We start from the raw sequence: 14,031 nt of genomic DNA, 5'->3' as shown, positions 1-14,031 counted from the left end.
AGCTGGTTCAACCACTCTTCGGGGAGCCCGTTAATAAAAAAAGGGCGCCTGGTTTGATCCCGGCCCCCCCGCCGATGTTATACTTTCACCAATCGGATTACGGCGCCTCCGTTGACTCTTAACGGCAAGTGCAGCGAATCGGCATTCGTTACGATAACCGTACGAATCGTAATATCGGTAGAATGCTTAAAGCGGTAATGATCCAGATTGCCAAATACTTCTTCATAGATTTCGGCCTTATACGAGGCAGTTTCATCCAGGAAGCGAAGCTCTACATGGGCTGTTCTTCCTCCGGCAGCACAAATCGCACCGACGTACCAATCTTCACCGCTGCGTCTAGCCATAGTGACATAACGTCCGGGATATCCTTCAAGCAGCAGGGTTTGGTCCCAAGCAGCAGGTACTTGTGACAGGAATGGCTTGCCTCCGCTTTCCTGATAGGCTTCGACGGAATCGGCAAAGTTTTGCACTGCAGATTCAAAGATGACGGATAAAGCCAATTGATGACAATGTCCGGTCCGGGTTAGTCTCGACAAGGTTACAGGCGTATAATCCATGGAGCCTACGACATTTCGGGTGAAGGGGACCGTACAGTTATGAACCGCATTCGGCCCTTCGTTCAGATCATTCTTCCAATATTCCGCACCGAAGATGCCTTCCCGCGTCATGACATGCGGCCAGCGCCTCTGCTCCCCTGATGGTTTCGTGGATCCGTGATAGTTAATCATCAAACGGTGGTCCATGGCAGCCTTCGCTATCATATCGTAGACCTGGATTCTCTCTTGGGAGTCGCTGTCAAAAAAGTCGACTTTAATCCCCTTGACCCCCCAACTGGCCCATAACTCCAGCTTGCTGCGGCATTCCTCTTCTTCCTTAATTCGCTTGTAGTGCGTCCATAACCATATGCCCACCCCTTTGGACTCGGCATATTTGACCAGCTCAGGCACATTGGTCGTGCTTTCTTCCCGGTCCCATCCGCCGTCGACAAGCGAATATTCCCAGCCCATTTCCGCTGCAAAATCTACGAATTGGACCTGTTTCTCATGATCCTTGCACGATTGGCTGTCGGAATGCCAGGACCAAGCGGAGCGTCCCGGACGAATCCATGACATTCCCTCGATTTCGGAGGAGGGGTTCAGGTGAAAAACCAGATTGGATTCGACAATCTCCGAAAGCCCGGTCCCAATAATGGCAGTCCTCCATGGCGTTGCCAACGGCGCTTTCGCAACATTAGGTCCCGGCTGGTCCGGAGCAAATGCAAGCTCCAATGTACGCGCTTTCAATTTGCTCACCTTCACATGCGAGGCACAATAGCTTCCATACACGGCAGCCTCCGTAAGAAGCATCCAGGCCGCATTCCCCACCTGAAACAGCATCGGGAAGGCATAGTCGGACTCGTCCATCGTCTCCAGCATGCCAAGATCGTAGGTCCGTTCGTAGCACTCCATCCATTTCTGCGCCCAGACATTGACTAACGGCCCCTGTGGAAGAACGAAGGCGGTAGGTTCTGACAGAATCTTCACTTCTTCGCTTCCGGGCAGCTGATAGCGAAAAGCGATACCGTCATTGTAGGCACGACATACGATTTGAAGCTCATGCCCCATTTTGTTGAAGAACAGTGTGAGCTCATTCGCATGATTCACATACCGGCTGGTTTTCCCGTGGGGAAGCGTATACTGATCGTTGATAATTGCCGATACTTTCCGGCTGAAGGACAGCTCCGCGGTGAAGTCCACATCCTGCGTAACAAGACCTAGCGGAGAGCGGTCCAGAATGACGCTGTGTTCATGGATCACATGATAGTACAGCGCTCCCTGCTCGGTCATCTCGATGTGAAAGTGAATGTTGGCGTCTGGTGAACTAAGCACCCAGCTTTGCTTGGTTATACTTTCGATTGATTGTTTCATTATTGAGCCCACTCTCCTCTAGAAATAAATCCATCTTTTCTTTTAAACCAAAGGGATGCAGCATTAACCATTAGTCTCATCCTATGTCAAATGATGCAATGGTTCAATGCTACAAACTCACTTGTTTTTGTCCCAGACTAACGTTTTCTGCAGGACTTTTGAGCCTGCCCCTTTTCTTCCAGCGGACAGCGACCAGAATCCCGCGGATGGCTTCATCTAGAATCATGGCCGTATAGATGCCCGTAATCCCCCAGCCCAAAGCAATGCCGAAGTAATAGGAGCAGGCGGCGGCAACGAGCCACATGGAGGCCATATTCGTCGCTGCGGTAAATCTTGTATCCCCCACCGCATTAAGCGAGAATGAAAACGCTTGGTTGACCATCTTCAGCGGCTGCAGCAGGACATTCACCGCCAGCAAGGGCACTGCAATCTTCAGCACTTCAACATCCGATGTAAACCAGCCAAGAGCAGTCCGACCGGCGAGCCACAGGACCAAGGAGGTCATCACTACGTAGGCAAGCCCCGACCATAATGCCGTATAAGCGCTCCGATAGCATGCTTCGAAGCTGCGTGCACCATACAAATGACCGACGCGGATTTGCGAAGCCATGGCCACCGACATCCCGACAAGCCAGGGCAGCGATTGAATGGTGTTCATATACGTATACGAAGCTAGGCTGGCGGCACCCATGGAAGCCACCATGGCAAAAATTATGGCTTGGGAATAGTTCCAGGACGCTGCATTAATAGACATCGGCCAGCCGATTCGCCATACTTCCTTCACAAGCGCCTTGTCGAACCCTTTCCAATCGCTTTTTACAAACCCGGGTTGAAATGCCTTGAACATTACGGCAAGGCTGCAGATGAGCGCAGCGGTACGGCTGACGACGGTAGATATCGAGACTCCAAGAATCCCCCACTCCGGAAAACCGAAGGCACCATAAATAAAAGCGTAATTCAAGACCAGATGAATAACGTTCATCCCCATCACGATAAGCATTGGCGCCCTTGTATTTCCCGTATTTCGAATGATAGCCGAAGATGCCGCATACAAGGAAAGGACGATCGTATTCGACCCTACGATGCTTAGGTAAGTGCCTGCCAGCGGAAGCACCTGCTCCGGCGCTTGCATGAACCCCAGGAGCCAGTCAGCATAGTAAAATATAAACAAGCTTAAGATGGCTCCGACTGCGAGATTGGCTTTTATCGTAATGGCCGCCGTTCGCCGGGCATGCTCCGCCTTCCCCGCCCCCAGCTTTTGAGCGATGACGATGCCGGCTCCGGAATTGATCAGCATAAACATGACGCTGGTCGCATTCAGGACCTGATTGGACAAGCCGACAGCCGAAGATGCGTAATCCGAAATATGGCTAACCATTAAGGTATCCACACTGCCCATTAAAAATTGAAGAAGCATTTCGATTGCGATAGGCCAGGCCAAAGCCCATAACGACCACTTTTTCTTATCTGTCATCCCTCGACTCCCCTTTCGCTGCCCGCCGATCATTCTAAGAATCCGCTTGATCCGTATGGGCTCCATGCTGCAAACCACTACAGTATAATGAGGCACGTTTCGTTATCCTATAGCGAGAATTCACGAGTTTTTGTCGAAAACTCGGCAATTCCATGCCGCTTTCCTACAGCAGCACAGCTTTCGTGTATAATAGAAAAGCATAATGATTCGGCATGGCATGATTATTTCAAAGGAGTGATATCGAATGATTTACCGCAATTTTGGCAGCACGGGCTGGCAGGTGTCCGCAGTTGGCCTCGGTACTTGGAATATTGGCAATCAATGGGGAGACGTAGACGACGCTACCGCATATGCAACCATTCGCACTTCCATAGACCATGGAGTGAACCTGTTCGATACTGCAGAATCCTACGGTATTCCCAACGGGCTATCCGAGCAGCGGCTTGGCAAAGCATTGGGCGGGGACCGGCATAAGTCTTATGTCGTCTCCAAAATAGGACATTTCGGCAAGCGCACGGGACAAGGGGTTCCGCTGACGACCCCGGATATGATCCGTCTTTGCGCCCACGCCTCCTTGCACCGGTTGAGAACGGATTGGATCGATGTCATGCTCTGTCATGTCGGGGATATTCAGGACCCTTCCGTGTTTCTGGAAGGCTTCGAAATCTTGAAGCAGAACGGGGAAATCAGAGAATACGGAATATCTACCAATAGCCTGGAGGTACTGAAAAGATTCAACGTCAACGGAACCTGCCGCGTTGTAGAAACCGATTACTCTTTGTTGAACCGGGAGCCGGAGAAGGAGTTCCTCCCTTATTGTGAAGAGCACGGAATCGCGGTGCTTGTTCGCGGGCCGTTGGCGATGGGATTGCTGTCCGGGAATTATACCGAGGATTCCGTCTTCACGGATAGCGTACGGAGCTCGTGGAATGAAGGCGAGGCGGGACGCAAGCAATTCGTGGAACGAATCCGCAAGGTAAACGAAATCCGCAGCGTCCTGGATAAGGACGAAGATATGGCCGAAGCCGCCCTGCGGTTTGTGATCTCTCGACCGTCCGTTGTTGCTATACCAGGTGCCAAGTCGCCGCAGCAGGCAAGCCTTAACGCCATGGTAGGCCAACGCTTATTCACACAGGAACAGATGAACAGATTCAGATAAGGAAAGCGCCCTTTGCATCTTCCTTCGCAATGATGATATAATTGGTAAATGCTGATGATTAGCCTCAGCTGATAAGCAAGGAAGTATGTTATTTTCAAAAAAATATCCAACCCTTGCCCGATTTCGGTCAAGGGTTTTTGTTTCCTTCGGGAAAAAGTTCTGGTGGGGGTCACAACGGATGTCTAAAGGTAACCATTCTTCAATTATTGCGGCCTGGATCAGCCTGGTGAGCAACGTCGCCCTGACACTGCTCAAAATTATTGTCGGGCTCTTGACCAATAGTCAGGTGCTCCTGGCCGACGGGATTCACAACGCGGGCGATGTCATCGCTACTGCCGCTTCCCTCACATCCATGAACATTTCGAAACGGCCTGCTGACGAGGATCACCCTTACGGTCACGGCAAAGCGGAGGTGCTGAGCTCCGCCTTCGTATCCATCATTTTGGCTATCGCCGCCTTATACATTGCTTATGAAGCGGTGATGGCCTTCTTCGAGGAGCCGCGGCCGGCCAGCTATATTGCCCTTATAGCGGCCGTAATCTCCCTGGTCTGGAAGCAGCTGCTCTATGCCTACACCATCCGGATAGGAAAAAAGGTGAACAGCAAAGGCTTGATCGCTACGGCCTATGATCATCTTGCGGACGTTTATGCCTCCATCGCGGCGGTTGCCGGTATCGGGCTGGCGCTGATCGGGGAAGCCTATGACATTCATTATCTCGCCTACGGCGATCCGTTGGCGGGGATTATCGTCTCCATACTGGTGCTGAAGCTTGCCTATCACATGGGCCTGGAGTCGTTCAACATCTTGATGGAAAAGGCGGTGGATCAGGAGCAGCTGGATGAGTACATTGCATTGATCTGGTCCGTTCCCGAGGTGAAGCGCATCGATCGCATTCGTGCGAGGGAGCACGGGCACTATGTCTTGGTCGATGTCCGGCTCAGTATCCCAGGCGAAATGACCATCCAGCAAGGACACGATATCTCGCGGCAAATCAAGCAGGTGATTATGAGCAAGCATCCTGATGTGGATGAGGTGCTGATTCATATCAATCCATGGTATGCTTCCTGAAAAAGGAAAAGAAGCTATCCTCAGAGTCTTCCTGAGGATAGCTTCTTTCTGTTGAAAAACCTGAAAAGCTGGAAAATAGGCATGGTACCCCGGTGGGGTATTCCCCTCCGGCCGCTGTTGTTCTTGGGAAATTTTGATTATACTCGCATTATAGCGGGGATTTCCCAAGAACAAAGGCGGACGCTATCGCTCCTACAGGGAATACCCCACCTATCACCTTTCGCATTTTTCCATAAGATAGGGCTTTTCAACATGGAAGCCATCCGCGGAGTCCTTCCGAGAATGGCTTCTTTTTTGCGCGAGAAGCGCTTTTTACCAGAATTGCACCGTATGCCCTTTTAACCGGCTCAATCCTTCCACATAGAAATAATCACCGTAAATAAGAGGAACATCCATATTTTTTTGCTCCGGATAATGGCTTGTACCGTGAAGGATCAAGCCTTCTTCCTTCTCGTTATCCCAAGCTCCGTAATTGGTATATAAGGATTCTAGGATCGCTTCGCCTGCTTTGAAGTAGGAAGAGCCTTCAAGCGGTGAGACCAGGTCCGCCAGCAGGAGCAGTCCGCAAGCCGCACAAGCCCCCGCGGAGGAATCGCGGTACTTCGCTATTCCCTCCGGCAGACGGAAATCCCATAAAGGCACATGGTCCTCGGGAAGCTGGGAAATAAAATAATGCGCCACCTGCTTCGCTGCATTCAGGTACTTCTCTTCGCCCGTATGCTGATAGCTTAAGGCCATGCCGTACAATGCCCACGCCGTGCCGCGGGACCACCCGGATTCAGGCGCAAAGCCCTGCCCTCCCAGCGCCTCAATGCGTTCGCCTGTGTGCTCATCGAATCTAACGATATGGTATACCGAGCCGTCCGGGCGGATGAAATGTTTCAGAACCGTATCCGCATGCTCCTGGGCCAGGTGCTTGTACCTTGGATCACCGCTGACTTCGGATGCCCAGTACAGGAGCGGCAAGTTCATCATGCAATCGATAATGACCCAGCCTGCATTGTTCTCCCCTTCCCGCCAAGGGTTCCAAGCGCGGATAAAATTGCCTTTCACATTGAAGCGTGCCGCAAGCAAATTGGCCGCTAATAATGCGCGGCGCTTGGAATTCTCCTCCTGAAGCAGCTTATAGCGCGCAACGCTGGTCAAAGTCCACATAAAGCCGATATCATGATCCAGCTTATAATAATCGGTCATCACCTGATCTAATTGATCCTCGCATTGCTCTGCGATCGTTTTAAACTGCTCATTCTTCGTGTCGCGGTAGAGCAGCCACAGCAAGCCCGGCCAAAAACCCGCCGTCCACCAATAAGCCGGCTCCAGTACATAGGTTCCATTCACGCTGGCATGGGGAAAATGAGCCCCGATTCTCTGGCTTGTTCTGCCCACTTTGTCAACAGCAGCCTGCCAGGCTTCCTCTACCCAAGGACCTTTCACAATAACGGTCATCTCTAGTCCTCCTATAATGATAAAAGTTCGAATTCAAATTGTACCGAGCTCTGCTGCTTCGGCTGAAGAAGCTTGAAGTCGATGGCGTACACCTTGCGTATCTCGCCAAAATGATCCGTGTACTCCAACTCCTCGATTGTCGGCTGAGCGGCAGCCGCGTCATATCCGACATGAAGACGAGCCTGATTCCCTTGAATATACAGATGGCTGCCGTCCATAACGGGTTCGATCATTGTGATAAACCTTTCTACAATCTCCTCAGGCATCTCCTTAAACTCATAGGAATCTTCCAGCACCAGCCTAGGCTGTTCGGTCTTATGCCAAGTGAGTCTGCGAATCAGGCTTTGGAGCCCCGGCTCATCATACGCGCCGGATAAGTCCATTGTCAGCTGTTCTCTGTCGACACCTGACACAGCCTGCAGATCAGAGGCGCGGTGCTCCGCTCCCGGCTCCTGCATCCGACCGTTAATGATCGGAACCGAATGGCCAAGAGAGCTGTTGCACAAATACGAGTAACGATCAGGTCCAAAATATTGCTTCGTATACATGCCGCAGCCAAGGTCGGCCAGGAACGTTTCCCCTTGCGAATGAATAATAAAATGTCCTATATCGTTATGATTATGAGGCTCATCGTTATGTCCGCCCTTGGCCGCAAAGCTGAATGAGCCATGCTCATTCACATATCTCGAGACCAGCCACTGTGCATCCTGTAAATAATAGGACGCGTTCCCCCATGGTTCGCCGGCAACCGCCTTGTCCTCACGAAACCATAGCAGATTGCGCAGCGCGGTCGGCCAGCGGTTACAGTGGTCCTCCGTATAGCTGGTGCGCAGCGACAATTCCGGAATTTCCACATCCGGATAAATCCGGTTTAAATAATGGGTCAGCCCCATATGAATTCTCGCTTGAGGCATCGAATCCGAGAAATTGACGACGGAGGTTCCGCTTAGGAAGCATTTTTGCTGAAACAAGGCGATCCTGTGGATCTTCTCATCCGAGAACAAATGCATCGCTCCGGCCGTTCTTTTCTTCAGCAAATCGGCGAAAAATACAAAATAGCCGAAGCCGTAGTACCAGTAGCCGTAGCCTTCCGTCGTGGCTCCGTCCTCCTTGAACCCCTGCATATAGGAATCCATCGTCTGCAGTACCCGTTCCAAAATCAGAGACAGGTCTTCATGATCCTTCATTAAATGAAGGGCCGCTGAACCGACAGACCCGGCGCAGACCGCCGCCCAGTTATGGGTCGCCTTCTCCCAATGAAACGGTCCTTGATGAATATATGGCCAAAAAATACGCCTATATACCTCATGAACGATGCGGTTGCGAAGCAGCCGCGGCAATCTGTGCTCCGTCAGCTTCAGAATCTCGCTAAGAGCAAACCCGGTTTCAGCGGAAAATAGATCGATGACATGGGCGTTCCCCTGCAAGTCTGTCAACGGTTGGTGCAGGGAATAGGCGCTTTCCCCTGTCGTTTCGGGCGTATTGCCCACATGGGCAGGCAAGCACCACGTATACTCATTGCATATAGACCAAATCGTTTCTTCCAGAGCTTGCTGATAATCGGAGCGCTCCGGCTCGAGCAGCGACATGATGGCGAATGTGTTCAGTCTTTTTCTAACCTCAAAATAGACCTGTTCATATTCCAGTCTCGTACCGCTCTCCGTAAAAATGCGAAACAGCTGGTACGACCGTTGAGGCTCCTGCTGCTCCAGCAGCTTCTCGGCTTCATCGCGGACCTCATCCAGCATAGGCCGGTAGATCCCGGATGCTCGGACCCGGCTCCACCAAGAAGCCTGTTCTTCATCGCAAAACAACAGAGAAGATGTCTCTGACGATTGATTGTCCAGTACTTGTTTGATCTCATTACGGTTCATCGGGCGCCTCCGCAGTATTAGATTACTGTCTCTATCATACTACCGATTCGCCATACATAATGAAATTATTTTGACTAATTCAGGATGATTTTTGACCTCTATATTCCATAGGGGTGACACCGACGGAATTTTTAAATATTTTAATAAAATAGCTCTGATTGTCATAGCCCAGCATCTCGCATATTTTGCCCACCGGATGGTTCGTTTGATCCAGAAGCTCCTTGGCGCGGTTCATCTTCATACGCGTGACGTACTCGATGAAGGTCTCCCCCGTTTCCTTCTTAAACAACCGGCTGAAATAGCTGCTGTTCAAAAACAGATGGTCGGCCACCTCCTCCAGGCTGATCCGTTTGTCCAAATGAAGCGAGACGTAATGACAGGCCTGAACGACCTCCGATCTTTTGCGCTGGTCACCGATGTCGACTGCTAGGGCAATCACGGATTGAAAATGCTCCACCAGCCACTGCTCCAGCTCAAACAGCGAGTCGATCTCCAATATTTCTTTATGAAGCACATCGACTTCATACGTCGATCGAAAGTACTGCAGGGATTGAAGCTTCAGCTTCAGATCCAGCAGCAGCTTCAGCACCCAGTCCTTTACCTTCTCCGGTTCAAAGGCATGCTCCTTTAAAAATTCCATCCAATGCCTGACCGTCGGAACGATCGTATCCGTATTTTTCTCAAGAATCATTTCCTTGAGCTCCGTACTGGCTTGATCATACCAGGAGAACAGATCAATATTGCCCTGAGATAATGTTTTTTTCTTGGCAATGCTGCCTTCTTCCATATAAAACCGCTGGACGGAGCTGGACCTGAGCTGAATTAGCGCCGCCTTGATCTCCTCCGGGCTATGACTGATATCGCCAATGATGAATGACATCGATATTTTCAAAAATTTGCGCAGTGCATCCTGAATCCCTTTCATTCTTATCGCCGCTTCATCGAACGGATTGACCTTCAATGTGGATTGGAACGGGAACAAGAAGAACGATTCCCTTGTCCCGTAGGCAAAATGGACGGCAGGCTGCGTCTCCCTCCCGCTCACTTCATCGATCACATTATCAATGGCAAACCGCAAAATATCGTCGGACATAAACCTCTGTTTGGCCGTACGGTATGCGTCAATATAGCCTATAATCGGCAGGCAGGCCATTCCCTTCAAGGAAAGCTCCAACGAACGGGCCTCCTCAAGCCAATCCTGGGGATCAAGAATCGGCTGCTGCAGGGTACGCCGTATGAACTTTTCCTTCAGCAGCTCCTTGTTGCGGTCTACCATATGCTGCAGCTGATGCTGATGCGTTTGTACACGTTCCTCTTGATCGAGGCTGGTTTTGAACTGCTGCAGCAGCTTCTCGAGGTCGGCAGGGTCCAGTGTATCCTTCAGTACATAATCCTGTACATTGAGCTTAACCGCCTGCTGGGCATAATAAAATTCATCATGGCAGGATAAAATAGCGACGCGGAGGTTGGGCTTGCGCTCCTTCAGCTTTCCGATCAATTCCAGACCGTTCATCTTAGGCATCCCGATGTCCGTAATCAGAATATCCGGCATTCCCAGCTCCGCCTGCTCCAAGGCAACTGCCCCATTCTCATAACAGCCCTGAAGCTTGAGACCAAACTCATCCCAAGCTATGGTCTCCGATAAAAATTCCAATACAGGGTAATCGTCATCCACAAGCATGACTTTGTACATTACTCTTTCGCCTCCAAGCTTGGAATGAACATCGTGATTCGGGTCCCTTTCCCCGGTTCGCTTTCCATCTTCATTTCAAACGCTTCGCCATACGTGATGCGCATACGTTCATAGACATTGGATAAGCCGATACTGGAAAAGCCCTTGTGCTTCTCCATTTCCATATGCCCTTGTTCCTTCGTTTGTCTGATTCTTTGCTGAAGCCTGTTCAATGTCATGGTGTCCATCCCCGCTCCGTTATCCTCTACATACACGATAAGCGTAGTATCCTCCATCCAGGCTTTTACTTTAATGATGCCGCCGGATTGGCTCAAGCCATGAATCAATGCATTCTCGATCAGCGGCTGAAGAAAAAATCTCGGCACCTTCTCCAGCAATGCGTTAGCGGATATATCCGTCTGGAGCAGCACCTTCTCCTTCTGGCGCATATTCATGAGCTGGGTATAATCCATAACGATTTCAACCTCTTCATGCAGGGAGATGAGTCCCTTATCCTGATTGATCGTCATCCGAAGCAGCTTGGACAAGGAACCGATCATCTCCGCACTTTCCTTATCCCCCTTGAACATCACCTTCATCCGAATCGAGTTCAGTACGTTGAACAGAAAATGCGGGTTGATCTGCGCCTGCAGCATGTCCAGCTCCGCTTTGCGCTTGCGCGCCTGGGTATCGGAGATCTCTTCTATCATTTCATTGATTCTGTCCAGCATCTGGTCGAATAAGTAGCCCAACCTTCCGATCTCGTCTCCTCCGCGAATTTGGGAACGGACATCCAGGTTCCCCTTTTGCACGCTTAGAGCCACCTTCCCTAAACCGACTAGAGGCTTGGTGAACGTTCTCAGCAGATATAGAAGCAGAAGCAAGAAAACGACAAATGAAATCAGCTGAAGCGTCAGCACATTGGTAAAGATGGATTTAATCTTATCAATGGCCGACTTATAAGGAGTCAGAGACACCAGCTTCCATCCCGTGAATAAGGGCTCCTGGGTCAGCAAGTAATCCTCCTTATCCCCGTTTACTATGTGGGAGGTGATTTGCTTGCTTGTCTGGTTATTCATTGGAAAAGGGAACGGTTTGCCGATTTGGTTCACATCATTGTGGGATATGATCACATTGTTGGCGTCAACAATCATAAATTCCTGGCTATCCGACAGCTTTTCAAAGTTTTGCTTCATCTGATTTTCCATGATGGTCACGATCACATAGCCGTAGATTTGAAATCCTTCCTTCTGCCGTAATGTCCTTACGACCGACAGCTGATAAGGATTGGTTTCTTTCTCCGAAATAAATACGGTCGGGGATGCGCCTACCCAATACGAGTTAAAGCCATAAAGCTTATCCAGCTGAGAAAACCAAGGCTCTTTAGTCATATCAATTGGATTATAGTCATATACAGAATAACTCGAGTAATAAGCCCCGTTGGACAATATAATGGTGACGTAGCAATGTTCCCCGCCGATAGTAATGTTATCGATCGCATTTCTGATTTTGCTTTGGTCATTGAACTCCTCATATTCCGCATTAGGCCCGGTATACGAGATTCCGCTGGCTTTGCGCTTCATGATGGAGCTCAATTCCGAGTCATTCTGGATCATGTTCGCTACATTGAGCATATATTTGAGCGAGTTGGTCACATAATTGTTAACCAGCTGCATCGATTCCTGCGAGTTGGAGATGGCCTGCTGCTTCACCGCATCCTGCGTTACATAATTATATAGGATGAGAGAAAAGCAGCCGGGAATCAGGATGCAGATGATCGAGGTGAACATCAGCTTATAACGAAACGAGCGGGATGAAAACCATTGACGTATCTTTTTTCTCATATCGCAGTCACCCGCTCCTTCTTGAACGTTTTCGCAAATCTTATGTACAACGAACAAAAGAAGAGGTAGGCTTGGAGCCACCCCTCCTTTTCTTAATATGACCTTAATACTTACTTTTTATTGGAAGCAATAATGCTATTTACCCGTTCTTGAGAAGCTTTAACCGTTGTATCGATATCCTGCTTGCCCAGGATCAGCTTCTCGAATTCTTCGTTAACGGCTTTATATACCTCTGCTTGGTAAGATACAGGAGGTACAATTGCCGAAGATTTCGCATTGGTCAGAACGCTGATCAAGGAAGCTTTGTCTACTTTCTCAGGGTTCTTCGTGCCGCTAAGAATCGTATCGATAATTTTGCCAAGGTCTTCTTGCTTCACTTTGGACCAGGACGGTACGTTTTTACCTTGCACCAATTGGCCGTCTGTTGTTAACCAACGAATGAACTTGTAAGCTTCATCTTTATGCTTGGAAGCTGCTGCAACGGACATGTAGTCTGTAGTTACCGTAGCATATCCGCTAGGATCGCCAGGGTTGTTTTTAGGGAATGGAGCTACAGCAACGTTAAAGTTCAACGGAACTTGCTCCGTACCGCCCAACTCCGTATTCATCCAGCTGCCGGTTACGATCATAGCAGCTTTTTGATTAAAGAATTGCGTACGGTAATTCAATTTTTGGGAAAGCATGTCCGCATAAGGAGTAGCGGATTTATCTTCTTTCTCCATTTTAACACGAATTTCTAGAGATTTCTTGAACAATGGGCTGTCCATGTTGGAAGTTCCGTCCGCTTTGATGAACTCCGGATTTTCCGCTTGGTTTTCCATTGCCAATTTGGCGTAATCCAGCCATCCGCCGTTTTGCGGGCCATGGAAGTAAGTACCGTACACTTTATTAGCGCCTTCACCTTGGGTCATTTTCTTAGCATAATCCATGAAATCATCCCAAGTCCAGTCGGTCGGAACCTTCAAGCCGGCTGCATCCAGCATGGTTTTGTTAAGAAGCACGTACCAAGGATTGAATTTGCCTGGCAAAGCGTAGTATTTACCGTTCAGCTTCGTGTCTACCTTGTACTCTTGATCGACTTTGTAGCCATCTTTAGTGATGTAATCGTCAAGCGGAGCTACCATGCCGAGAGCTACACGCTGTGCATAGCTGGCTGCGTCACTGAACATCAATACGTCCATATCTTCGCCTGAAGCGGCTGCCAAGTCAAGCTTCTTCAAGGCTTCCTGGGTATCGCCTTTTTCACTCAACCCGATGACATTCACTTTAATACCCGGATTTTGCTCCTCATATGCAGCAATCGTTTTTTTCCAGTTGTAGTTAGCTTCCGTACCATACGTATAAAAACGCAGCTCCGTTGTTTTGCCTGCCGCGTCTCCGCCCTGAGCACCCTTCTGGTCTCCGGCGCCGCCTCCGCAGCCTGCCAATACGCCTAACGCCATGACGCTAGTCAATACGCCTGCGCCTACTTTTTTCTTATTCATCTTCTAAGTACCCTCCTCGTTGGAAACTGCCTGGTTGTTTGCATCAAGCTTACACAGTGATTGTACCAATTCCTGTAGGTCGAGCCATGCGCGAATTTTGAC

Annotated in this window: 9 protein-coding genes; 2 read left to right on the top strand and 7 right to left on the bottom strand. The window is 49.8% G+C overall.

Translation table 11 applies throughout. From position 1 onward, the window contains the following. Positions 1 to 77 precede the first annotated feature (77 nt). Together GGC63_RS07165 and GGC63_RS07160 are read right to left on the bottom strand one after the other, a co-directional pair. Positions 78 to 1,907 (bottom strand): glycoside hydrolase family 97 protein, encoded by a 1,830-nt coding sequence (locus GGC63_RS07165; protein WP_192701700.1) that lies wholly within the window; start codon positions 1,905 to 1,907, stop codon positions 78 to 80. 109 nt (positions 1,908 to 2,016) lie between these two features. After that, entirely contained in the window at positions 2,017 to 3,381 is a 1,365-nt protein-coding gene (locus GGC63_RS07160; protein ID WP_192701699.1) for an MATE family efflux transporter, read from the bottom strand. A gap of 244 nt (positions 3,382 to 3,625) precedes the next feature. Here GGC63_RS07160 and GGC63_RS07155 point away from each other — a divergent pair, with 244 nt between their 5' ends. Both GGC63_RS07155 and GGC63_RS07150 read left to right on the top strand, forming a co-directional pair. Continuing rightward, a complete protein-coding gene (locus GGC63_RS07155; RefSeq protein WP_192701698.1) occupies positions 3,626 to 4,540 on the top strand; it encodes an aldo/keto reductase in 915 nt (304 codons plus the stop codon). 178 nt (positions 4,541 to 4,718) lie between these two features. Continuing rightward, complete coding sequence (locus tag GGC63_RS07150) at positions 4,719 to 5,609, top strand: cation diffusion facilitator family transporter (protein ID WP_079909313.1); 891 nt, start codon at positions 4,719 to 4,721, stop codon at positions 5,607 to 5,609. Positions 5,610 to 5,921: 312 nt separating this feature from the next. Here the strand turns inward: GGC63_RS07150 and GGC63_RS07145 are convergent, their stop codons facing one another. The 5 genes from GGC63_RS07145 to GGC63_RS07125 form a co-directional block, all read right to left on the bottom strand. Then, entirely contained in the window at positions 5,922 to 7,055 is a 1,134-nt protein-coding gene (locus GGC63_RS07145; protein WP_192701697.1) for a glycoside hydrolase family 88 protein, read from the bottom strand. Between the two features lie 11 nt (positions 7,056 to 7,066). Next, positions 7,067 to 8,929 carry a heparinase II/III family protein gene (locus GGC63_RS07140; protein WP_192701696.1) on the bottom strand — a complete coding sequence of 621 codons (1,863 nt, stop codon included), beginning with the start codon at positions 8,927 to 8,929 and terminating at the stop codon, positions 7,067 to 7,069. Positions 8,930 to 9,008: 79 nt separating this feature from the next. Further along, the gene (locus tag GGC63_RS07135) at positions 9,009 to 10,622 is read right to left on the bottom strand and encodes a response regulator transcription factor (protein ID WP_192701695.1); all 1,614 of its coding nucleotides are present in this window, start codon (positions 10,620 to 10,622) and stop codon (positions 9,009 to 9,011) included. After that, positions 10,622 to 12,445, bottom strand: coding sequence for a sensor histidine kinase (locus tag GGC63_RS07130; RefSeq protein ID WP_225948009.1), 1,824 nt, complete (start codon positions 12,443 to 12,445; stop codon positions 10,622 to 10,624). Before GGC63_RS07130 ends, GGC63_RS07135 begins: the two co-directional genes overlap by 1 nt. 110 nt (positions 12,446 to 12,555) lie before the next feature. Continuing rightward, positions 12,556 to 13,929, bottom strand: coding sequence for an ABC transporter substrate-binding protein (locus GGC63_RS07125; protein WP_079909308.1), 1,374 nt, complete (start codon positions 13,927 to 13,929; stop codon positions 12,556 to 12,558). Positions 13,930 to 14,031: the final 102 nt, after the last annotated feature.

It is taken from the genome of Paenibacillus sp. OAS669, assembly GCF_014873645.1.
GTDB lineage: Bacteria > Bacillota > Bacilli > Paenibacillales > NBRC-103111 > Paenibacillus_S > Paenibacillus_S vulneris.
The sequence above is the reverse complement of the archived record's forward strand: the minus strand, read 5'-3'. Positions and strand labels throughout refer to the sequence as shown.